Genomic DNA, 20710 nt, shown 5'->3' with positions numbered 1-20710 from the left:
CTGGTCCCGTCCCCCGGATCCGCGAGGTGTCGAGGGAGTTGGGCCGTCCGGCTGCGTACGAGCGAACGTTTCGGCGACCCCCGCGAGTCCTTGCTGTCGGCCGGGGGCGCGGCGCGCACGGGCGCGCGGTCGAGACTCCGGCCGCGACCTCCCCGTGATCAGGGCGTCGGCGGGAGATACTTCGTCGGGTCGGTACGACGGACCGAGGCGCAGGTTTCCGTGGGACTCCTGTGCCGGGCGGGAGCGACCTTGATCCGCGTTCTTCTCGTCGAGGACACCGGCCTCATGCGCGGCGCCCTCACCGCCCTGTTGGCCAGGGAGGCGGACATCGAGGTCGTCGCGGAGGTCGCGGGCAACGGTTCGCTCGTCGCCCGGGCGCTCTCGATGCGGCCGGACGTCGCGGTGATCGACATCGACTGCCGACGGGGCGAGGAGCTGTTCCGGGGCGGCCAACTGTCGGCGCAGCTCCCGGAGTGCCGGCTCTTCCTGGTCACCGGTTCGCAGCCGCCGGACGGCCTTCGGAGGGTGCTCGCCGAGGGTGTCCCGGGCCTCATCGGCAAGAACGCGCCTGCGGAGCAACTGGTCGAGGGCATCCGCAAGGTGGTCGACGGCCACCGGTACATCGACCCGGAACTCGCCCTGCTCGCGATGAAGGCGTTGGAGAGCCCGCTGACCGCGCGGGAGCTGGAAGTCCTGCGGCTCGCCGCCGAAGGCGCCCCCACGGGCGAGATCGCCTCGCGGCTCTCACTGTCGGTGGGCACGGTCCGCAACCACCTGTCCGCGGTGGTCGGCAAAGTGGGAGCGCGCAACCGGGTCGACGCGATAAGGATCCTCCGGGAGTCCGGCTGGCTGTGAGCGGGCGCCGGGGCCGGCGGATTCCCAGTGGCCGACCAGGTCGCGGTAGAGGGAGGAGTCGGCCAGCAGCTCCTCGTGGGTGCCCAGCCGGGCCCGGTTGCCGTCCAGCACGAGGATCCGGTCCGCCCGTAGGGCCGAGCTGATCCGGTGGGCGAACACGATCAGGGCGCCGGGTCGGCGGGCGAAGGCCCGCTCGGCGACCGCTTCGGCGGCGGGGTCGAGGTGGCAGGTCGCCTCGTCCAGCAGCACCAGCCGGGTGGGTGGCAGGTACGCGCGGGCAAGGGCGATCAACTGTCTTTCGCCGGATGAGAGTTCCGCAACATCGAGCGGCGCGTCCCAGCCGCCGAGCCGCTCGGCCAGCGGTCCCGCGCCCACCGCGCGGACTGCGGCATCCACCTCTGCAGGGGTGGCCTCGGGAGCGAGGTAGGTGACGTTCTCCCGGACCGTCCCGGCGAACACGTACGCCTCCTGGGGGATCAACACCCGGTAGCGGAGCAGTAGTTCGGGTTCGCTCGTGTTCAGCGTCCGGATCGGCACCCCGCCGATCCGGACCTCTCCGGCCTGCGGTCCGAGCAGCCCCGCGGTCACGGCGGCGAGGGTGGACTTCCCGGCGCCGCTCGGCCCCACCACGGCCAGGTGCTCACCCGGGCGGAGCAGCAGGTCGAGGCCCCGGATCACCGGCTCGGCGGCCCCGGCGTAGCCGAAGGTCACCCCGCGCAGCTCGACGCCGGGAGCCGGGGTGGACGAGGAGGCCGGCGGCACCGGGACGGGCCCAGCTGCCGGAGGACCAGGGTCCTCCGGCAGCTGGGCCGCCTCGGCGATCCGGCCGAGCGCGACCACCAGCCACAGCCCACTGCCGCCGAGCCCCCGGACGAACTCCTGGAGGGCCGGTTGCAGGCCCTGGGACAGGTAGACCATCGCGCCCAGGATCGCGCCGGTCGTCACACCGCTGCGCACCAGCCAGGGCGTACCGACCAGGATCAGCAGCAGCGGGACCCAGCCGCTGACTCCCAGCGCCGTGGTCCGCAGCGCGGTCAGCCGGGCCAGCGACCGGGCGGCCGAGGCGGCGGCGTCGACCCGGGCGCCGGCCCGTGCCGCGACGCGTTCCTCGGCGCCGCAGGCGGTCACGTCCCGCAGCCCGGCGATGAGCGTGACCGCGCCCTCGGCAAGGCGCTCGTCCGCCAGCACGACCGCCCGTTGCCGCCTGGCCATCGCCCGGAGCGCCGCGAGGAACAGACCGAGCCCGACCAGCATCGGCGGCAGGACCAGGAGCAGCAGGACCGGGTCCAGGCCGGCCAGGCCCAGCAGCACGCTGGTCGCCGTGACGACGAAGGTCTGCACGAACATGATCACCGCGCCGTACGACTCCCGGACGATCTCCACCTGTTCGGTGAGGCGGGCCACGCCGGCGGTGTCGGCGGGGCCACCCAGCCGGGCGGAGCGGTTCAGCGTGCCGTGTGCGACGAGGGCGACCAGTTCGTCCCGCAGCGGCTCGACCACGGTGGCCAGGCTGAGCGCGACCTGCCGGGTGCCGAGGGCACCGACCAGGGTGGCGGCCGCCAGCAGCCCCAGCCAGGCGAAGCCCTCCCCGGGCCGCCCGGCCAGGAATCCGTGATCGACGGCGCGGGCGACGACCCAGCCGGAGAGCAGGACCGGTACGGTCCGCACCAGGGTCCAACCCGCGAGCCGCAGGAACTCCCGGCGCCGCCGGTGCAGCGCCGAGCGCAGCAGCTGCCCGGCCGCCGCGTTCACGGGGTGCCTCCCGACCCGGTCGGCACCGGCTCGAAGACCGCCCGGTACGCCGGGTCCGCCCACAGCTCGCCGTGCGTCCCCTGCGCGCGGACCCGGCCCCCGGCGAGCCAGACGACCAGGTCGGCCCCGGCGGCCGTGGACGCGCGATGCGTCACCACCAGCCGGGTGCGGTCGGCCAGGGCGCCGGTGAGCACACGACTGATCTGATGCTCCGTCACGGTGTCCAGGCTGGCAGCGACGTCGTCCAGCACGAGCACCCGCCCGGCCTGGAGGAACGCTCGTGCCAGCCCGACCCGCTGCATCTCCCCACCGGACATCGGGGCGTCGCCGAGCGGGGTGCGGTAGCCGTCGGGCAGGTGCCGGATGAACGCGTCGGCCCTGGCCGCCACCGCCTGGGCGGTCACCTCCTCCACGGTCGGTGCCGGTGCTCCCAGCCCGATCGCGTCGCCGACCGTCTCACCGAGCAGCGCCGGGCGTTCGAATCCGTACGCCACGGCACTCCGCAGCTCCGCCCGGGTCAGGTCTGGCAGCGGGACGCCGTCGAGGAGCACCTCCCCCTCGTCCGGGTCCACCAGCCGTCCGGCCAGCGCGGCCAGCAGTGACTTGCCGGCGCCGGAGCGCCCCACCACCGCGACCAGGGCACCGCCCGGGACGGCCAGGTCGAGTCGCTCCAGGACGGCGGTGCCGTCCGCCGCGCGCTTGGTCACCCGCCGGAACTCCACTCGCCCGTCGCCGACCGGGAGTTGGCCGGTGCCGTACCGGGCGGGCGGCTCGGCGAGTACGGCGGCGACCCGGGCGGCGGTGGCCCGGGCGAAGGCCAACTGGCCTGCGGCGGAGACGATCGAGCCCACGCCCATGGCCAGCAGCACGTACTCGCTCGCGGCGAGCACCTGGCCCGGGGTGATCCGGCCGCGGCTGAGCTCGAAACCGGCCACCGCCAGTACGGCGACCTGCAGCAGCGGGACCACCAGGGCGTCCCGGGAGTTGACCCGGGCGACCGCCCGCCACATCCCCTGGCCGTACCGGTGCAGCTCGGGCAGCGGTACCAGCGCCCGTTCGGCCTCGCGCTCCACCGTTCCCGCCGCCGCGACGGACCGGATGCCGGCGAGGGCGGCGGTCAGCCGGGCGGCGATCCGGCCCTGGGCGTCGAAGTAGTGCTCGTTGAGATCCGAGACGTCGCGGACGAAGGTGCGCACCAGGAGCACGATCAGTGGCATCCCGGCGAGGAAGGCGAGGCAGAGCCAGGGATCGATCAGCGCCAGTGCGACCACGCCGCCGACCGGGGGGATCAGCTCGGTGACGGCCCAGACCAGGCTCGCGGTCGAACCCCCGGCCCGGCCGGTGTTGCCGACCAGCCGACTGAGCAGGTCACCCGCGTCGAAGCGCCGGGTGGCCCGGGGGCCGAGGTCCAGGACGTGCCGCAGCAACCGGTGGCGGAGCCAGGCGGTGGCACGGCTGTTGGCCACTCCGGCGGCGAGGTCGTCCGCCGCGTCGCACAGCACCAGGAGCGCGATCAGGATCGCGGAGAACGCCAGCCAGAGCGCCGGATCGCGGTTACCGAGCACCGCGTCCACGGTGCGGCCCATGACGGCGGGAAGCACGACGTAGACCCCGGCGAGCAGCGTCGAAGCGGCGGCCAGGACGCCGACCCACACCCCGCCGCGCCGGACTGCCGCGAGCAGCAGGCGGTCTCGACTGCGGTCCACCACGGGCCGGCTCCGTTCGGGAGGGGAGCGGGGTCACCAGGGGCGGCCCCGCTGTCTTGTCGGTGTCACAGGATCCACAGCCCGCACAGCAGGCTCAGTGCGCTGTACCTGTTGTTACAGCCCTTGCTGGCCCGGCTGCCCGCCGGTGCGGCGCTGGGTTCGGGCGTGAGGCCCTGCAGGTCGAGGAGCGTCATGACGATTCACCTCCCTCCGAGATCCTGGTCCGACAGGTCGGTCCGTGCGCCGCGTTCGACCCGCCCGGAGGGGGCGAGGAACGGCAGATGCACGGGGTCCTGGTGCAGAGCGGCGCCGAGGGCGAGCAGCACACCGGCGCTCCCGGTGGCCAGGTCCATCGAGAACCGCATCAACTGCTCGCCGGGGAAGACGAGTCGGCCGTCGCGCGTGCAGGCGTACCGACTCAGCCGGCGGACCTGGGCCGCGACCACCGGGTCCCGCTCGGCGGCCGTGCCCGGCGGATGCGCCCGGCTGAGGTGCAGGATCATTCCGGCGATCCCGTCGAACAGCCCCGGCTCCAGGTAGAACGGCGCGGTGGCCGCCCGGCGGATGGCGGCGGCCGCCCGGGCGAACTGCTCGTCCTCACGGTGCGTCAGGTAGTCGTCGAGGACGAGGCCGATCCCCACACTGCCGTCGGCCAGGTAGGGCATCGTCCGGAAGCCCTCGTTGACCTCCATCGCACCGTCCTCGCGCAGCAGGCAGCGCCGGAGGTCCTGGCGCAGTGCGGTCCCGGCCAGTTCGAGGAACTCCGGCTCGCCGGTCGCCTCGTACAGCCGGACGAACAGCAGCGCGGGCCCGGCCGATCCGCGCAGCAGTCCCGCGTACGGGTGCTCACCGCCGCTCAGCTCGGGTACGCCGTCGGCCGGGCCCAGTCGGTCGGCGACGGCGCTGGTCACCTGGAGCGCGGTGTCCAGCAGTCCGCGCTCTCCGGTGGCGGTGGCGAAGTGCAGCAGGTTCAGGCCGATGCCGGCCAGACCGCCGTGCAGGTCGAGCCCCAGCTGCTCCCAACGCTCGCCCAGGCACATGTCGAGCGCCTTCAGCGCCTCAGCCCGGTGGCCGAGGTGGTCGAGCACGTACGCGACGCCGTGCAGGCCGTCGTAGAAGCCCATCCGGGTGCCGGACTCGGGGTGCAGTGCCCGCCGGATCAGCCAGTCCTCGTACTGCGGGTGGCGCCCGGCGCCGGTCACGTCCAGCGCGTACAGCACCCCGGCGGCACCGTACGCGAGGCCGAGACCGCCGCCGGTGGTGAGGAACTGCTCGATGTCACCGGGAAACAGTCGGTCCTCCCGCTCCGGCGTGGCGGCGGCCAGGACGGCGCCGGCGATGGAGTCCCGGGCCCGCAGCCAGCCCTGACGGTCCGGTACCAGCTCCGGTTCACCGTCGTGCCGACGGTCGTTTCCGGCGATCAGCCGGACCGCCTGGTCGAGGAACCCCGGAGGGACCGGGAACGCCCGGGCCGCCTCGCGCGCGAACTGACCGGCCTTGGTGGGGTCCAACGACACCAGGCCGGTCAGCGGCATGAAGAGGAACAACCTCAGACAGGCCAGCGCGTAGTCGTCGACCTCCTGCCCTGAAGTGCCCTCGGGGGCGACGAAACCGGGGGCCGCGAGGGCCTGGTGCCCCGCCTCCGTCACGTCCGACGCGCCCTCGAAGTCGATCAGCGCCACCCGGCCGTCCGGGCGGACCAGGATGTTGTCCGGGTGCACGTCACCCACGACCACACCGCGCGCGTGCACGGCAGCCACCGCCTCCTCGACCTGCCGGACGACGTCGACAGCCCAGGAGGTGTAGTCGGCGAAGGCCGCGTCGTCCGGTTCCAGCGACACCAGGGGGTAGCGGTCGAGGAACTGCTCGTTCAGGGTCTTGCCCTCGATGAACTCCTCGACCAGGAAGTGATGGTCCCCGAGCACGAACTTGTCGTACAGCACGGGCACGCAGTCGAGCCCGCCGAGCCGTTTCAGGGCCTCCCGCTCGCGCCCCAGCCGGGCGACCGCGTCGGCACCGTCGAGCGTGAGTCCCGCGTGCGGCCGGGCCTCCTTCAGCACGACGCGCCGGTCGCTGCGCAGGTCCACCCCGGCGTACAGGCCACCGCCGTTGGAGAAGTGCAGCGCCCGGTCGAAGCGGTACGGGAGGTCGGTCACCGTCGTCCGCCGGCTCTCCTCGAGGTGGGGCCGCAGGAAACCCGGCAGCTCGATCCACCCGGGCACCTGGAACGTCGGCCCGCGTTCGTCCGGGACCAGCCGGCCGTCCCCGTCCTCGATGGCCGGCCGCACCTTGCCGTCGGCCGAGGTGCAGTACCGGTCGGCGAAGGCCCCGTACCGCACGTACAGCGGCCCGCGCCCCCACCGCAGATCGCTGAGGACGTACGGTCCCGCCCGGCCGTCCAGCTCTTCGCCCAGCTCGCTGAGCACCCGTTCGAGCTGGGCCTCGTCCCGGGGGTAGATGGTCACGAACTTGCCGCTCGCACCCCGGTGGGCGTACTTGGCGTTGGCGATCAGCAGGAACTCGCGGTTGGGCAGGAACTTGAACGGGATGCCTCGCGGGACGCAGTAGTCCCATGCGGCCGCCAGGATCTCCTCGGCGTTGTCGAGCGAGGCCGAGGCATGGATCTTCCACCCCTGCCGGGGCAACGCCGCGTCGCGCGGGTGACAGGCGACCCAGTCGCCCCACTCCTCCCGTACCCACCCCGCCGGCAGCGGCGCACGGACGGCCGCGAAGTCGCCGTTCCCACCCCGCCCACGGGTCGGCGCGTCGTAGAACGACGGATCCACGAGGCAGTACACCTCATACCGTTTGTCCACGTGAGCCTCCGCACCGGGGTCGTGCGCTCCGTGACGCACTCCCACCGCCACGGCTGGCGACTCCCCCGCCCTCGGGGCACCGGAACTGCGGCTCGGACAGCCGAACGCCCTTCCGGTGCCTGCCAATTCCGACGATCCCAGGGCCGTCCCCCGTCCACCACCACCGCTCGTCACGCGCTGGGCGTGAGATCCGCACCCTCGTCCCATGCGTTCCTCACGGGGTGAGCGCGAGGCCTCGGCGGCCATCTAGGAGCTCCGCCGCTTCCAGAGGCCGGTATACCGACGAGCCCAGGCCGAGAACCATCCTCGGCCTGGGCCGCGGTGGGCCGCGTCAGTGGTGGGTGGTCGCCGAGATCTGAGTGAGGACGGCTGTCGCCTGCGCCGGGTCGGCGCGGAGCCAGTTGGTCAGGTGGTCTCGGACGGCCTCGGCGACGCAGGTGCGGACGGGCCCGTCGCCCGGGCGGTCGCGGAGGGCTCCCTCGAACTCGGGGCGATCGAGCTTCACCGACACGATCGCTGTCAGGCCCGCCCCGAGCTGGGTGGGGGTGAAGTCGAGGTCGGACGGGGTGAGCAACCCCTGCTCCCGGGCGTACGCGTTGATCGCGACCGCCAAGCCGTCACGGAAGCCGAGCTCGTGCGTGCCGCCACCGAGGGTCGGCCGGCTGTTGGCGTAGCTTGCGACCCGCTCCTCGCGGGAGTCGCACCAGCGGAGAGCCACCTCGACGGTTCCCTCCATCTCCGGGCACTCGCGTTCGAAGCCGAACACCTCCAGGTGGAGCGGGGCGCTCTGCTCCGCGATGTGGTCCCGCGGTCCGCCCGGGAAACGGAAGCGGACCGCCCGATGCGACGCGGGGTCGCGGTCATCGGTCAGGGTGATGTCCAACTCCCGGTTCAGGAAGGCCAGTTCCCGGAGGCGCGCGGCCAGCACGTCGAACAAGAACTCCAGCGTCTCGAAGATCTCGGCATCGGGCCGGAAGGTGATCGTGGTCCCACTGCCGCCGGCCGGTCAAGTGTGGGCGGGCGGCGCGACGGCCACACCACGCTCGTACTCCAGCACCCAACGGGCCCCGTCGCGTCGTACATCGGCCGTCAGGCGGCTCGACAGTGCGCTGACGGCGGCCAGTCCCATGCCGAAGCAGCCGCCGGACAGCGAGCGCCAGGCGACAGGCCGTGCCCCGCCGCCGAGCACGGTCAACTCGGTCTTCAAGGGCGGGTCGTCGCTCTGGCACCCGTGCTCGGTTGGCAGGCCCGTGCCGTCGTCGGCCACGCGGACGTCGCCGTCGGCAGTGAGGGTGATCTCCACACGGCTCGCGGCGCCGTCGACGATCTCGTCCAGCGCCCGGTGGCGGCAGAGAGCCTGGTCATGTCACGCTCATATCACCTCAACCGACTTGAACCCCAAGGGAGTTCACATGAGAAGCCGGCAGCACCTGCTGATTCGCCTGCTGACGGTCGTCGCCCTCGTACTGGGCGGCACGACCCTGGTCGCCGCTCCGGCGGCGTCGGCCGCAGTACGGAGTGGCGCGACGACGACGATCTGTGGCTACACACCCGTTCCCACCGGCTGGGTGATCGTCAGTCAGACCTCGTCGGGCTGCAGCGGCTACGGGCAGCGCACCATCATGCAGCTCACGACCGAGACCACCGTCCAGGCCTGCGCCAACTCGCCCATCCCGGACGCGTGGGTGATCACCGCCATGCAGAACGGCGCGGGGTGCGCCGGCTTCCCGCTCTACACCCTCCTGAAGATCACCACCCAGACCACCGTCACCGACTGCGCCCAGTCGGCCATTCCGAACGGCTGGGTCATCATCGCGGTCCAGACCGCCGGCACGCCCTGCGGCACGTACGGGACGTACACCGTCACCCGGCTCACCACCCAGACCTCGATCGACGTCTGTGCCCAGTCCGCGATCCCTGACGGCTGGGTCATCACCGCGATCCGGACCGCCGACACGCCGTGCGGGGTGTACGGGCTCTACACCCTCGCGAAGATCACCAGCCAGACCAGCATGCAGGTATGCGGCAACTCCGCGATCCCGGCCGGCTGGACGGTCACCGGCCGGGGGCCGGGCCCGCAGTGCGGCAACTACACCGTCTACACCATCCAGCGCACCGCCTGACCCACCCGGCTGCCGCCCGCCTCCGGTCGCGCGGTGGGCGGCAGTTCGGGTCGGGCGAGCGGGTGCCCAGCATCGCCGCCCATCCGAGCGGCCCCCCTCTCAAGAGACCATCAGGAAACTCCCAGGAACGGCTCATCAGTGCATGACAGGCTGCTCGGGCGCCCACGATCCACTGACCTTCCGCGCGGATCCGTGCCCCGAGGAGACGCGCCTGTGACCGATCTGCACTCGTCCGTTTCACCAGCCGGTCTCACCTCACGACCGACCTCCGCCGGTCGCCTGCGGTTCGTCCGCCGGGCGGCCTGGCCGCTCTACCTCGTCCTGCTCGCCCGGTGGACGTACGTCAACGGCCTGCCCTACACCGAGGACCTGGTGTTCCTCTGGTTGATCGGCGCCCTGGTCACGGCCGCCGTGCACGGAGGCGAGGGCTGGCGCCGCACCCTGCTGGTCCTACGGGACTGGGTGCCGGTGATGGCGGTGGTGTGGACGTACTCTCTGCTGCGCGGCTACGGCGCGCACACCCCCTGGATGCCCCACCTGCGCCCCCAGTTGGCGTTCGACACGGCGCTCGGCTTCGGCGAGGCGTGGACGGTACGTCTGCAGCACGCGCTCTACACCCCCGGTACGGCGCACTGGTACGACTACGCCGCCGTCACGGTGTACATGTCGCACTTCTTCGTGGTCTTCGTGCTGCTCGCGGTGCTCTGGCGGCGGAACCACGCCAGGTTCCGGCACCTGCTCGCCTGCTACCTCACCGTCACCTACGCGGGCTTCCTCACCTACGTGCTCTACCCGGCGGTCCCGCCGTGGATGGCGGCCGCCCAGGGGCACACTCCCCCGGTGACCCGGATCGTCGCCGACGTGCTCTCCCAGGCCGAACTCCCGCGTGCCGCCTCGGTCTTCGAGGACGGCAGCCGGTTCGCCAACGACGTCGCCGCGATGCCCTCGCTCCACGCCGCGTACCCGATGATGCTCGCCCTCTTCTTCTGGCCGATCGCCACCCGCCGCACCCGCGTCCTGCTGGCCGCGTACCCGCTCGCGATGGCGTTCACCCTGGTGTACGGCGGGGAGCACTTCATCATCGACATCCTGGTCGGCTGGCTCTACGCCCTGGTGATCGTCCGCGGCGTCACCCACCTCATCGAGCGCCGAGCGAACCGTCGCCCCCTCCGGGCGGCCCCGGCGACCCGAGGCGGCTGAACGGCGGGAACAGGCTGGAGCCGCTCGCAGCAGCACGCTCAGGACAGGAACCCTCCAGGACGAGGGTCGATGGGGCAGAGGCTGATCTCGGTGCCTTCCCAGGGTTCGGTGAGCGCGCAGCGGGCGGCGGTGGCGCGGACATGCGGTAGGACGGCGCTGCCCAGGCTGTCGGCGACCCAGCCGGTGAGCACGATGATCTGGGGGTTGAACAGGTTGATCAGGTCGGCGATGGCGATGCCGAGGTACTGACCGGTCGTAGCGATCACCCGTCGGGCGACGGGGTCGCCGGCCGCGTGGGCGGCGGCCAGGGCGTTGATGGTCGCCGCCTGGTCGTCGGGGTGCAGGAGCGGGCTGTCCGGGTCGGTCTCCGCGAGGTGCTGCATGATGCAGGGTGCGCCCACGTAGGTCTCCACGCAACCGACGCAGCCGCGACGGCACTTGCGGCCGTCGATGACCAGGTTGGTGTGGCCCCATTCGCCGGCCGTGTTCCTGGCCCCAGGGTAGAGCGCGCCTTGGAGGGCCAGGCCCGCGCCGACACCCGTTCCCAGCGTGAGGACGGCGACGTTGTCGCGGCCGCGGGCGGCACCGAACCACAGTTCGGCGACGGTGCTGGCGCGCAGCGGGTTGTGGAGGATGACTGACAGGTCGGGGATCCGCTCAGCAAGCAGGGCCTGCAGCGGAACCTCGTTCCACTCCCAGTTCGAGGCGAAGACGGAGGCCGTGCCGTCCGGCCGTACCTGGCCGGGGATGCTGACGCCCACCCCGAGGATCCTGGCGCGCTCCACCCGGGCCTGCGCGATGGCCTCGTCGACTCCGCGGGCGATCCGGTCCACCACGTGGCCCGGCGAGTTGGCGTGCGGGTGCAGCTCGTACTCGGCTCGGGGCAGGACCCGCAACGCGGGATCGAAGACCTCGACGTGCACCACCCGGCCGACCTTGACCGCCACGCGGCCAACACGCTCCGGCATCCGGACCGGGGTGACGTTCACGACGGGTGCCGACCGGACCGACCAGAACGGCAACGCGCTCCAGCTGCACGGCCTGGGCATCGTCAAGGAGGGCAGCACCTGGTACGGCTTCGGCGAGAACAAGACCGGCCGGACCTCGGCGGGCACCTCGTTCCAGGAGATCCCCTGTTACACCTCGACCGACCTGGCGAACTGGACCTACCAGGGCCAGGCCCTGAGCAGGCGGACCAGCGGTGACCTGGGACCCAGCCGCATCGTGGAGCGGCCGAGGGTCGTCCACAACGCGTCGACCGGCACCAACGTGATGTACGTGCACATCGGCAGCAGCAACTGCTCCGAGGCCAAGGTGGGGGTCGCCACCAGCAGTACCCCGTGCGGCCCGTACAGCTACCGGGGAAGATTCCGGCCGCAGGGCAACCTCAGTCGGGACCTCGGCCTGTTCAGGACAACGACGGCACTTGCTACCTGCTGAGCGAGGACCGCAACAACGGCCTGCGCATCTACCGGCTGTCCGCCGACTACCTCTCGGTGGACAGCGCGGTGGCGGTGCTGGGCAGCAGCGGCAGCGTCGAGTCGCCCGCCATGATCAAGAAGGACGGTACCTACTACGTCCTCGGCTCCCACCTGACGGGGTGGAGGTGGAGCCTGAGCGACAACATCTACGCCACCGCCACCTCGCTGACCGGCCCCTGGTCGGCGTTCCGCGACTTCGCCGCCCCGGCACCCGTACCTACGGCAGCCAGACGGCGAACGTCATCACGGTCCAGGGCAGCCCCGGAAACACCTACGTCTACACCGTCGACCGCTGCGACGCCTCCGACCTGGGCGCCTCGAAGCTGATCTGGCTGCCCCTCACCATCCGGGGCACGGCGGTGAACCTCGGCGACGTTCCGAGCCAGTCGGCCACCGCAGGCGTCCTGTTGCAGCAGTGGACCTGCAACGGTCAGCCGAACCAGCAGTGGGCCCTCGACCTGACCGGCAGCTACACCGGCCGCAACTACGTGCTGGTCGGCGTCGGCAGCGGTCTGACCATGGGCGTCGCGGGCTCGACCGCCCAGGGAGCGGCGGAGGCCCAGGAGCTCGGTGGTGGCGCGAGCGCCAACTCCGAGACCTGGACCGTGTCCTGACCGGAGCCGGCCTTCCCGGGGCCTGACGCCCGACCCACCCGGACCGCGCCGCCGACGGCGGTGTCCGGGTGGGTCAGAGTCCGCGCCCGCGCCGGAACCGCGCCGGGGTGGTTCCGCACGCGTCGGTGAAGACCCGGTAGAAGCGGCTGACCGAGCCGAAGCCTGCGGCCACGGCCACCTGGCTCGCCGGCAGGTCGGTGGTCACCAGCAGCCGGCGAGCCTCGGCGAGCCGGTACAGCTTCACGTACTCGCCGATCGTGGTGCGTACGACCTTGCGGAACTGGGTCATGGCGTACGTCGGGTGGACGTTCGCCGCCGCGGCGACGTCCGAAACCGTGACCGGCTCGCGGAAGTGCCGGGCGATGTACCGCGCCATGGACACCGCCTGGCGCAGCGCGGGATCGTCCCCGGCGTACCGGTGCGCCGGGTCGCCGACCGCGGCGAGCGCCAGGCGGCGGACCCGCGCCTGTACCTCCAGCATCGCTATCCGGTGCAGCTCCTCGTCTCCTGCGGCCAGATCCACGGCCCACTGGGTGAACTTCGCCGGGTCACTCGCGTCGGCGCGGGCCGCGGGAGTGATCATCGGCACGCCCGAGAGCACGCGGGCCAGGAGCGGTTGCGGCAGCCCCCAGGCCAGGAAGTGGTCGAGGGGCACGTGCAGCCAGTGGACCCGGGCCGCCCGGCTCGCCACCAGCTGGTGCGGGATCGCGGCCCAGAACACCGCGAGGCCGCCCGCCTCGACTTCGAGCAGTTCGCCGCCGTAGAGGTAGAGCATCGACCCGCCGCCGGCCACGAAGTTGATCTCGAGATCGTCGTGCCGGTGCGCAGCCGTCATCAGGATCGGTTCGCCGGACCAGCTCCGCAGGTAGGACGGTTCGTCGACCAGGGCATCCTGAGAATCCAAGAAGTTCTCGCTTCGAAACGGTGCAGACATCGCCTGGAGGCGGATCCTATCGTCATGGAGCAATGCCGGTACCCGCGCCGTCGTGCGACCGGCAGCCGCTCACATCCGCTCTCGCGTTCCTCTGGAGCCCCGCGTGTTCTCACTCGGTATCGTCGGCGCCGGCCAGTTCGCCGGTTCGTTCGCCAAACTCTGGCACCTGCACCCGGACGTCGGTGACATCAGGGTCACCGACCTGATCCCGGAGCGCGCCGAGCGACTCGTCGCCGATCACCAACTCACGGGCACGATGGCCTCGTTCGAGGACATGCTCGACTCGGATCTCGACGCCGTCGCCCTCTTCACCCAGCGCTGGACGCACGGCCCGCTCGCCGTGCGGGCACTGCGCGCGGGCAAGGACGTCTACAGCGCGGTCCCGATGGCCGTGACCGAGGCCGAGATCGCGGACATCATCACCGCGGTCGAGGAGACCGGCCGGATCTACATGATGGGCGAGACCAGCTACTACCACCCGGCGACCGTCTACGCGCGCGAGCAGATCGCCTGCGGAGCGTTCGGCCGGATGTTCTACGCGGAGGGCGACTACGTCCACGACATGGACTGGGGCTTCTACGACGCGTACAGGTACAGCGGTGGTGAGAACTGGAAATCCACCGCCAGCTACCCTCCCCTGCTCTACGCCACGCACTCGATCGGCGGAGTGCTCGGCGCCTGGCAGACCCACGCGGTGAGCGTCTCGGCGATCGGCGTCCCGGACCAGCGCGGTGACGGTGTGTTCGACCGCGAGATCAGCCGGTTCGACAACGACTTCTCCAACGCGACCGCTCTGTTCGAGGTGGCGGGCGGCGGGAGCTTCCGCACGAACGAGTTCCGCCGGGTCGGGTACATCGGCAAGGAGTCGCGCTTCCGCTTCTTCGGCACCGAGGCGGTCTTCGAACAGCTCGGCTCGGTGAGTCTGTGGCAGGACAAGAAGGGCGAGCACGACCTCACCGAGCACCTGCACCCCACGCCCACCCTGTCCCCGGACGACCCGGCCCTCGCCCACGTCGCCCCGGAACTGCGCGGCGCCTTCGCCTCCGGCACGGCTCCCGTCCACGACCGCTCCCGCCTCCCGCGCGAGTTCGAGCACGCCCCCAACGGCCACGAAGGCAGCCACCACTTCCTCGCCGACGACTTCGCGGTGGCGGTCACCACGCGCACGCCCCCGGCGTTGCACGCCTGGACCGCCGCCCGCTACACGCTGCCCGGCATCATCGCCCACCAGTCCGCCCGCCAGGGCGGGGCACGGCTGCCCGTCCCCGACCACGGAGACGGCCCCGGAACCGCGTGACTTCACCCGATCGGTCCCATAACCAGAGGAACTGACCTTGTCCTACAGCATGCGCGCGGGCGGTCTGGAGCGGCACACCGCCTCGGAGATCCTCCGCATCGAGCCCTGGGGACCGGACGCCGTCCGGGTGCGGGCGTCGCCCGGGATCATCGACCCCGCCGCCCCCGGTGCACTGGAGAGCCCCCCGCCCTGCCCGGATCCCAAGGTGTCCGTGGCGGACGACGGCAGTGCCCGGCTGGTCAACGGCAGCCTGGCCGTCGAAGCCTCGGCGGACGGCCGGTTGAGGTTCTGCCACGCCGTCTCGGGCCGCGAACTCCTCACCGAGCGGGACCCGCACACGCACCACACCGGCGCGCGCGTCCACGCGGCGGGCGGCCGGACGGAACAGTCCTTCGAGGCGTACGACGGCGAACGGCTGCACGGTCTGGGGCAGCACCTGCACGGGCGCCTGGACCAGAAGGGCTGTGTGATCGACCTCGTCCAGAGCAACACCGTGGCGGCCGTCCCCTTCCTGCACTCCTCGCGCGGCTACGGACTGCTGTGGAACAACCCCGCCACCGGCCGGGTCGAACTGGGCGCCGACGCCACCCGGTGGACCGCCGATGCCGGCGGACGCGTCGACTACTGGATCACCGCCGGCGACACCCCGGCCCGGATCCTGAACTCCTACACCCGGGCCACCGGCCGGCCGCCCCTCCTGCCCGAGTGGGCGTCCGGCTTCTGGCAGTCGAAACTGCGTTACCGCACCCAGGACGAACTCCTGTCGGTGGCACGGCAGTACGAGGAGTGCGGACTACCGCTGTCCGTCCTCGTCTGCGACTTCTTCCACTGGCCGAGGATGGGCGACTGGCGTTTCGAAGAGAGTGAGTGGCCCGACCCCGCCGCCATGATCGAGGAGTTGGCGGACCTCGGGGTGCGACTCGCCGTCTCGGTGTGGCCCACCGTCGAGCCCGGCAGCGACTCGTACGAGGAGCTGCGCTCGGCCGGACACCTGGTACGGGACGCCGACGGGGGCCTGCTCACCTCCCCGTGGCCGTCCCGGTACGGCGGGGACGCGCTGATCCGACCGATGGCGTACTACGACGCCACCCACCCCGGCGCACGCGCCGCCCTGTGGCAGCGGCTCGACGACAACTACCGGGCGCTGGGCGTGGAGTGCTTCTGGCTGGACGCCTGCGAGCCCGACCTGCCCCCCGACCTCGCCGGGCGCGCCGTCTACGCGGCCGGGCCGGCCGCCGCGGTCGCGAACCTCTACCCGCTGGAGCACGTCCGCGCGGTGGCCGACGGCCTGCGCGCGGAGGGCGAGGACCGGCCGCTGTCGCTCGTCCGCTCCGCGTGGGCGGGCAGCCAGGCCCACGGGGCCCTGCTCTGGTCCGGCGACATCCCCACCACCTTCGACTCCCTCGGGCGCCAGATCCGGGCAGGGCTCAACGTCGCGATGAGCGGCATCCCCTGGTGGAACACCGACATCGGCGGCTTCTTCGGCGGCGACCCGGACGACCCCGCGTACCGCGAACTGCTCATCCGTTGGTTCCAGTACGGCACGTTCAGCCCCGTCATGCGGCTGCACGGGGACCGTGCGCCCAACTACCCCGCCTTCTCCACCGACATGACCGGCGGACCGAACGAAGTCTGGTCGTACGGAGCGGACGCGTACGCCATCCTCCGCCACCACCTGGAGCTGCGCGAGCGCCTGCGCCCGTACCTGCGGAGACTGTCCGAGGACGCCCACCGCACCGGCGCCCCGGTGATGCGCCCGCTGTTCTTCGGCTTCCCCGAGGACGAGCACGCCTGGGAGGTGGACGACCAGTTCCTGCTCGGACCCGACGTACTGGTAGCACCGGTGTACGAGGCGGGGGCCCGGACCCGCCGGGTGTACCTGCCGTCCGGTGCCCGCTGGCTCGACCCGGCCACCGGTCGCGTACTGGAGGGCGGAACGACGCACGACGCCGAGGCCCCGCTGGAGCACATCCCGGTCTTCGTCCGGGAAGGGGCCGAGGTCGAAATCAGCCTGGGCTGACCACCCCTGGAGCCGTTCCGCACAGGGCCGCTACGTCACGCGCCCGGACGGACCGGCGATAGCGGCCCCGGGCCGGGGACTTTCGGAACGCCCCGGCCGAGGACCGGCAGGAGGGGCGGGCGTGGCGGCCGCTCGCGCCGGTCACGCACCGACCGTGGCGGCGCTGGAGCGCGCGGGCCGTGCCCTCGGCCTGGCCCTCACGTCCGCCGTCGACCTCATCGAACCGGACGGTCTGGTCCTCGGCGGCGCCTGCGCCGAACTCGCCGACTGGCTGCTGCCATCCGCCCGGGAGGAACTCGCCGCCCGGGTGACCGTCCGGCCCTGGACGCCGGAAGCGCTGCGCCGCTCCGCCCTGGGCCGTCGCGGACCCCTGCTGGGCGCGGCGCTGGTGACGGTCCGTCGGATCATGGCGGACCCGACCCTGCTGCCCACCGGGTGCCCCGTTCCGGTCAGGATCCGGTGGCCTCTCGCTGACCTAAAGACTCTGTGGGTACGGTGAGTTGACCCAGCGGCGGCGATCTCCCGGTGCCCCGGGGGACGTCCCCACCTCATGCCGAGGGAGCACCGATGAACACCGTGGCCCTGACCTTCGACGACGGTCCGCATCCCGACAGCACGCCCGCCCTGCTCGACGCGCTGACCCGGGCCGGCGTCCGGGCCACCTTCTTCGTGTGCGGCGAACAGGTCCTCCGGCACCCGGAGTTGCTGCTCGCCCTGCACGAGGCCGGGATGTGGCTGGGCAACCACAGCCACACCCACCCGCACCTGCCGGGCCTCGACGACCAGGCACTGCGGCACGAGATCCAGTTGCCGCAGCAGCTGTTGCACGAGATGACCGGCAACTACCCGACCCTCTTCCGCCCGCCCTACTGCGACACCGACACCCGGGTGCGCGACGCCGCGGCGGCACTCGGACTCACCGAGGTGCTGTGCACCACCGACACCCGCGACTGGGCGGGCGCCGACGCCGAGTCCATCGTGCGCGCCGCCCAGGACGAACGGCCGGGCGGCATAGTGCTGATGCACGACCACGGCCGTCGGACCACCGTCGAGGCCGTACCCCACCTGCTGGCGGCCTGGGCCGAGCGGGGTCTGCGGCCGGGCCCGGTTCCGCCTCGGTGACGACGCCACCGCCCGGAAGGTGCGGAGGTGTCAGGAGACGGTGCCGGTCACCGTGGTACCGGACTTGATCGCGTGATAGGTGGCGGTCGCGCCGATCCAGAACCGGAAGGTGAGCGTCACGGGAGCGTCGTCCTTGAGCGACTTGAGGAAGTCGGCCTTGACGGTGGTGGTGTCGGCACCGTAGCCGGCGCGGTAGTTGTCGAACGACTGGAACGTGGTCCAGGAGGCCGGGCCCGCTGCGGTGCCGTCCGCGTAGGTGGACTCCACATGGGCCATCAGTTCACCGTTGAACCGGTTGGGGATGGTCAGCCCCGCGGCGGTTCCGGTGGCGTCGGACAGCACCGGCTTGTCGTAGGCGTCGCAGATCGCGGTGGTCATGCCGTTGCGCCGGGCCTCGTAGTTGACGTGCTCGAAGTACTTGAGCATCTCGCCGCGCTCGACGCGGCCGGAGTAGGGCGAGGTGAGCAGGCCGCACTCGCCGAGGTAGACGGGGATGCCCTTGGCGACGAGGGTGTCGTGCACCCGGCGGAAGCCCTCGGTCAGGTCCTTCTGGCTCGTGGCGCCGTAGGTCGTGCCGTTGGCGATGTTCAGGCTGAACGGGTACCAGCTGTAGTACTGCACGGTCGCCACCAGGTTGCGGTCGCGCACCCGACGAGCTTCACGACAGCAAGGAACCCCAGTCGACGCGCGACCGGGGTTCCTCAAGGTGGTGACTATCGGTCAGCGGGTGGACTCACCCAGGCCCGGTGGGCCGGGTCAGCGCTGCAGGGTGAGCAGGCCCGGCCGGTACGGCAGCAGCTCGTACTTGGTGCTGTCCCCGGGCGGCGGAGGGGTCCGGCCCTGGTAGAGCAGCTGCAGGTTGCAGGCATCGACGGTCATGGTCTGGTCGGGGTTGTTGCGGACCAGGTCACCGTGGCTGATGTCATTGGTCCAGGTGGCGCCGCTGTTGGCCTTGCCCGCGAAGGGGTTGGACTCGGTGGCGGCCTGCGGGGTCCACGTACCGGTGAGGCTGGTGGCGGTGAAGGAGCGGAAGTAGCGCTGCTCGCCCGTGCCCCGCGCCTCGACGATCATGAGGTACTGGTTCTGGCCCTGGACCTTGTAGACCTGCGGCGCCTCGAACAGGTTGACCGTCGTGTCGCTCATGACGGTCGTGAAGGAGCCGAAGGCCCCCGGGAAGTTCCCGATCGGCATGTCCGCCCGGTAGATCTTGCCGTTGTCACCGGCGAAGAACAGGTACATGTTCTGGCCGTCGGCGATCAGGGTCGGGTCGATCGGGCCGCCGCCGTCACCGGCCGGGACGCTGCCGGTGAACAGATTCTGCGGCGCGGACCAGCCGTTGGGGTTGGTGGGGTCGCTGGACGTGCGGTAGGTGAAGGTCCAGTTGGTGCCCCATCCCAGCGAGGCCAGCACCCATACGTTCTTGGGCGCGAAGTAGAACAGCTGGGGTGCCACCGCGCCCTGGTTCATCTTGGTCTGGGTGGCAGTCGCCATGTCCGACCAGTTGGTGAACGGAGCGAAGCCCATCGAACCCCAGTTGCCGTCGGAGTACGTCGCGTAGACCAGGTGCTTGCCGTTGTACGTGGTGGTGGTGAAGTCCTTCAGCGCGGCCCATCCGTTCGCCGGCTGTGCCAGCGCACCGGTGGAGCTCCACCGGTAGGTCGACGGAAGCGCACAGGAGGTCGCGGCCAGGCCGGTCCACTTCTGGTTGCCGGCGCCGGTGCAGTTCCAGAGCTGCACCGCCGTGCTGTTGGCGGTCCCGCCGCCCGAGACGTCCAGGCACAGCCCGGACTCCACGGCGACGATCGTGCCGTCGGCGTTCGCCCGCCACTGCTGGTTCGTACCGCCGTTACAGGTGTAGATCGCCACCCGGGTCCCGGCCGTGTTGGCGTGCCCCGGAACGTCCAGGCACTTGGTGCCGTACACGGTCAGCTGGTTGCTGTCCGTCAGCGTCCACTGCTGGTTGGTGCCGCCCGTGCAGTCCCAGATCTGCAGGAGCGTGCCGTCGGACTGGCTGAAGCCCGGCACATCGAGACACCGGTTGGAACTCACGCCGCGCACGGCGCTGGTGGTCGCCGCGTTGGCCGGACCGGCAACGAGCATCGAGGCCAAGGCGACCAGGACCGCGACGGCGGCGGCGAACACGGGGAGCGGACCTGTGCGGCTGACATTGGATCTGAACATGAGGAACTCGTCATCCTTGAGCCAGTGGCTCTGGTGGGGGAGGGAGACGACCGCAAATTGTTAGCGCTAACAAATGCTGGTGGCAGAGTAGCGGCGTGGGTGGAGGAGTTGGTTCCACGTTTATAGACCCGCCGCCTCGACCCTGTCCAGGCATGTGCACGCGCCGACCGCGATCCACCTCCGCACCCGCCCCGGAGGTTGTGACGGCTCCTGACGTCGCATCAGCCGGCGACAACGGCAGCGCTCGACCCCTTCGCGCCAGGCGCTTCCAGCCACCCGTTCACGGACGGCACCGAACGCGCCGTCACCATCCCGGGCGGCGAGGGCGCCAGTGGCAGCGCCGCGCAGCGTGGGTGAGAAACTGGTGGACTCACCACTGAGGGCGCGAACGAACCCCCACCCCACCGGCACTTCGGCGCCCCTGTCCGCCGGCGCGAGCCCAGTGCCCGAAGTGGCCACGCGGCCCCGCTCACGGGGCCCCGGCCGACCTGCCTCCCCGGCAGAGCTCTCCCTCACTGGCGCCGCGGCAGACACCCGGCACCCGGACTCGACGAATGTGCGCGTTAACAATCAGTCCTTGCGCGATGTCTTGACCGCGCCCCGCCCTCT

19 protein-coding genes and 1 pseudogene are annotated in these 20710 nt (G+C 71.7%); 10 read left to right on the top strand and 10 right to left on the bottom strand.

The features are described from left to right. Positions 1 to 249: 249 nt before the first annotated feature. The gene (locus ACKUU6_RS28550; RefSeq protein ID WP_407991445.1) at positions 250 to 855 is read left to right on the top strand and encodes a response regulator transcription factor; all 606 of its coding nucleotides are present in this window, start codon (positions 250 to 252) and stop codon (positions 853 to 855) included. Here the strand turns inward: ACKUU6_RS28550 and ACKUU6_RS28545 are convergent. From ACKUU6_RS28545 to ACKUU6_RS28520, 6 genes are all read right to left on the bottom strand, one after another. Further along, positions 745 to 2607 (bottom strand): ATP-binding cassette domain-containing protein, encoded by a 1863-nt coding sequence (locus tag ACKUU6_RS28545; RefSeq protein WP_407991444.1) that lies wholly within the window; start codon positions 2605 to 2607, stop codon positions 745 to 747. The genes ACKUU6_RS28550 and ACKUU6_RS28545 overlap by 111 nt on opposite strands. Further along, positions 2604 to 4313, bottom strand: a complete 1710-nt coding sequence (locus tag ACKUU6_RS28540) for an ABC transporter ATP-binding protein (RefSeq protein WP_407991443.1) — start codon at positions 4311 to 4313, stop codon at positions 2604 to 2606. Before ACKUU6_RS28540 ends, ACKUU6_RS28545 begins: the two co-directional genes overlap by 4 nt. Before the next feature lie 65 nt (positions 4314 to 4378). After that, positions 4379 to 4507 carry a SapB/AmfS family lanthipeptide gene (locus ACKUU6_RS28535; RefSeq protein WP_407991442.1) on the bottom strand — a complete coding sequence of 43 codons (129 nt, stop codon included), beginning with the start codon at positions 4505 to 4507 and terminating at the stop codon, positions 4379 to 4381. A gap of 6 nt (positions 4508 to 4513) precedes the next feature. Beyond that, positions 4514 to 7129 (bottom strand): class III lanthionine synthetase LanKC, encoded by a 2616-nt coding sequence (gene lanKC / locus ACKUU6_RS28530; RefSeq protein ID WP_407991441.1) that lies wholly within the window; start codon positions 7127 to 7129, stop codon positions 4514 to 4516. A 331-nt stretch (positions 7130 to 7460) separates the two neighbouring features. Further along, positions 7461 to 8057 carry a hypothetical protein gene (locus ACKUU6_RS28525; protein ID WP_407992266.1) on the bottom strand — a complete coding sequence of 199 codons (597 nt, stop codon included), beginning with the start codon at positions 8055 to 8057 and terminating at the stop codon, positions 7461 to 7463. A gap of 78 nt (positions 8058 to 8135) precedes the next feature. Continuing rightward, positions 8136 to 8432: a hypothetical protein gene (locus ACKUU6_RS28520; protein WP_407991440.1), complete on the bottom strand. Its 297-nt coding sequence runs from the start codon at positions 8430 to 8432 to the stop codon at positions 8136 to 8138. Positions 8433 to 8541: 109 nt separating this feature from the next. Here ACKUU6_RS28520 and ACKUU6_RS28515 point away from each other — a divergent pair, with 109 nt between their 5' ends. Together ACKUU6_RS28515 and ACKUU6_RS28510 are read left to right on the top strand one after the other, a co-directional pair. Beyond that, positions 8542 to 9252 (top strand): hypothetical protein, encoded by a 711-nt coding sequence (locus ACKUU6_RS28515; protein WP_407991439.1) that lies wholly within the window; start codon positions 8542 to 8544, stop codon positions 9250 to 9252. Between the two features lie 213 nt (positions 9253 to 9465). Continuing rightward, the gene (locus tag ACKUU6_RS28510) at positions 9466 to 10452 is read left to right on the top strand and encodes a phosphatase PAP2 family protein (RefSeq protein WP_407991438.1); all 987 of its coding nucleotides are present in this window, start codon (positions 9466 to 9468) and stop codon (positions 10450 to 10452) included. 38 nt (positions 10453 to 10490) lie between these two features. Here the strand turns inward: ACKUU6_RS28510 and ACKUU6_RS28505 are convergent, their stop codons facing one another. After that, on the bottom strand, positions 10491 to 11420 hold the full coding sequence (locus tag ACKUU6_RS28505) for an ROK family protein (RefSeq protein ID WP_407991437.1): 930 nt from the start codon (positions 11418 to 11420) through the stop codon (positions 10491 to 10493). 10 nt (positions 11421 to 11430) lie between these two features. Between ACKUU6_RS28505 and ACKUU6_RS28500 the strand changes: the two genes are divergently transcribed. The 3 genes and pseudogenes from ACKUU6_RS28500 to ACKUU6_RS28490 all read left to right on the top strand — a co-directional run bounded on the left by ACKUU6_RS28500 (position 11431) and on the right by ACKUU6_RS28490 (position 12547). Beyond that, a complete protein-coding gene (locus ACKUU6_RS28500; protein ID WP_407991436.1) occupies positions 11431 to 11892 on the top strand; it encodes a hypothetical protein in 462 nt (153 codons plus the stop codon). After that, positions 11793 to 12056, top strand: a pseudogene (locus tag ACKUU6_RS28495) (hypothetical protein); the annotation flags it as partial. The gene ACKUU6_RS28500 and the pseudogene ACKUU6_RS28495, both read left to right, overlap by 100 nt. Positions 12057 to 12058: 2 nt before the next feature. Beyond that, complete coding sequence (locus ACKUU6_RS28490; RefSeq protein ID WP_407991435.1) at positions 12059 to 12547, top strand: RICIN domain-containing protein; 489 nt, start codon at positions 12059 to 12061, stop codon at positions 12545 to 12547. A 73-nt stretch (positions 12548 to 12620) separates the two neighbouring features. Here ACKUU6_RS28490 and ACKUU6_RS28485 read toward each other — a convergent pair whose 3' ends face one another. Continuing rightward, positions 12621 to 13451, bottom strand: a complete 831-nt coding sequence (locus ACKUU6_RS28485; RefSeq protein WP_407991434.1) for a helix-turn-helix domain-containing protein — start codon at positions 13449 to 13451, stop codon at positions 12621 to 12623. 133 nt (positions 13452 to 13584) lie between these two features. Here ACKUU6_RS28485 and ACKUU6_RS28480 point away from each other — a divergent pair, with 133 nt between their 5' ends. From ACKUU6_RS28480 to ACKUU6_RS28465, 4 genes are all read left to right on the top strand, one after another. Continuing rightward, complete coding sequence (locus ACKUU6_RS28480) at positions 13585 to 14778, top strand: Gfo/Idh/MocA family protein (protein ID WP_407991433.1); 1194 nt, start codon at positions 13585 to 13587, stop codon at positions 14776 to 14778. Between the two features lie 37 nt (positions 14779 to 14815). Then, complete coding sequence (locus ACKUU6_RS28475) at positions 14816 to 16798, top strand: TIM-barrel domain-containing protein (RefSeq protein WP_407991432.1); 1983 nt, start codon at positions 14816 to 14818, stop codon at positions 16796 to 16798. Between the two features lie 121 nt (positions 16799 to 16919). After that, entirely contained in the window at positions 16920 to 17297 is a 378-nt protein-coding gene (locus ACKUU6_RS28470) for an ROK family protein (protein WP_407991431.1), read from the top strand. Positions 17298 to 17365: 68 nt separating this feature from the next. Further along, positions 17366 to 17920, top strand: a complete 555-nt coding sequence (locus ACKUU6_RS28465; RefSeq protein ID WP_407991430.1) for a polysaccharide deacetylase family protein — start codon at positions 17366 to 17368, stop codon at positions 17918 to 17920. 30 nt (positions 17921 to 17950) lie between these two features. Here ACKUU6_RS28465 and ACKUU6_RS28460 read toward each other — a convergent pair whose 3' ends face one another. Beyond that, positions 17951 to 18568: a hypothetical protein gene (locus ACKUU6_RS28460; protein ID WP_407991429.1), complete on the bottom strand. Its 618-nt coding sequence runs from the start codon at positions 18566 to 18568 to the stop codon at positions 17951 to 17953. A gap of 108 nt (positions 18569 to 18676) precedes the next feature. Beyond that, a complete protein-coding gene (locus ACKUU6_RS28455) occupies positions 18677 to 20101 on the bottom strand; it encodes a non-reducing end alpha-L-arabinofuranosidase family hydrolase (RefSeq protein WP_407991428.1) in 1425 nt (474 codons plus the stop codon). Positions 20102 to 20710: the final 609 nt, after the last annotated feature.

This window comes from Kitasatospora sp. CMC57, assembly GCF_045866025.2.
Taxonomy (GTDB): Bacteria; Actinomycetota; Actinomycetes; order Streptomycetales; family Streptomycetaceae; genus Kitasatospora.
This window is presented reverse-complemented; position numbering and strand designations above follow the sequence as displayed.

What these genes read in the sequence shown, in the direction of transcription:
- ACKUU6_RS28535 (WP_407991442.1), bottom strand. Translation starts at nt 4,507, where the DNA reads ATGACGCTCCTCGACCTGCAGGGCCTCACGCCCGAACCCAGCGCCGCA.
- ACKUU6_RS28515 (WP_407991439.1), top strand. Translation starts at nt 8,542, where the DNA reads ATGAGAAGCCGGCAGCACCTGCTGATTCGCCTGCTGACGGTCGTCGCC.
- ACKUU6_RS28505 (WP_407991437.1), bottom strand. Translation starts at nt 11,420, where the DNA reads ATGCCGGAGCGTGTTGGCCGCGTGGCGGTCAAGGTCGGCCGGGTGGTG.
- ACKUU6_RS28465 (WP_407991430.1), top strand. Translation starts at nt 17,366, where the DNA reads ATGAACACCGTGGCCCTGACCTTCGACGACGGTCCGCATCCCGACAGC.
- ACKUU6_RS28455 (WP_407991428.1), bottom strand. Translation starts at nt 20,101, where the DNA reads ATGTTCAGATCCAATGTCAGCCGCACAGGTCCGCTCCCCGTGTTCGCC.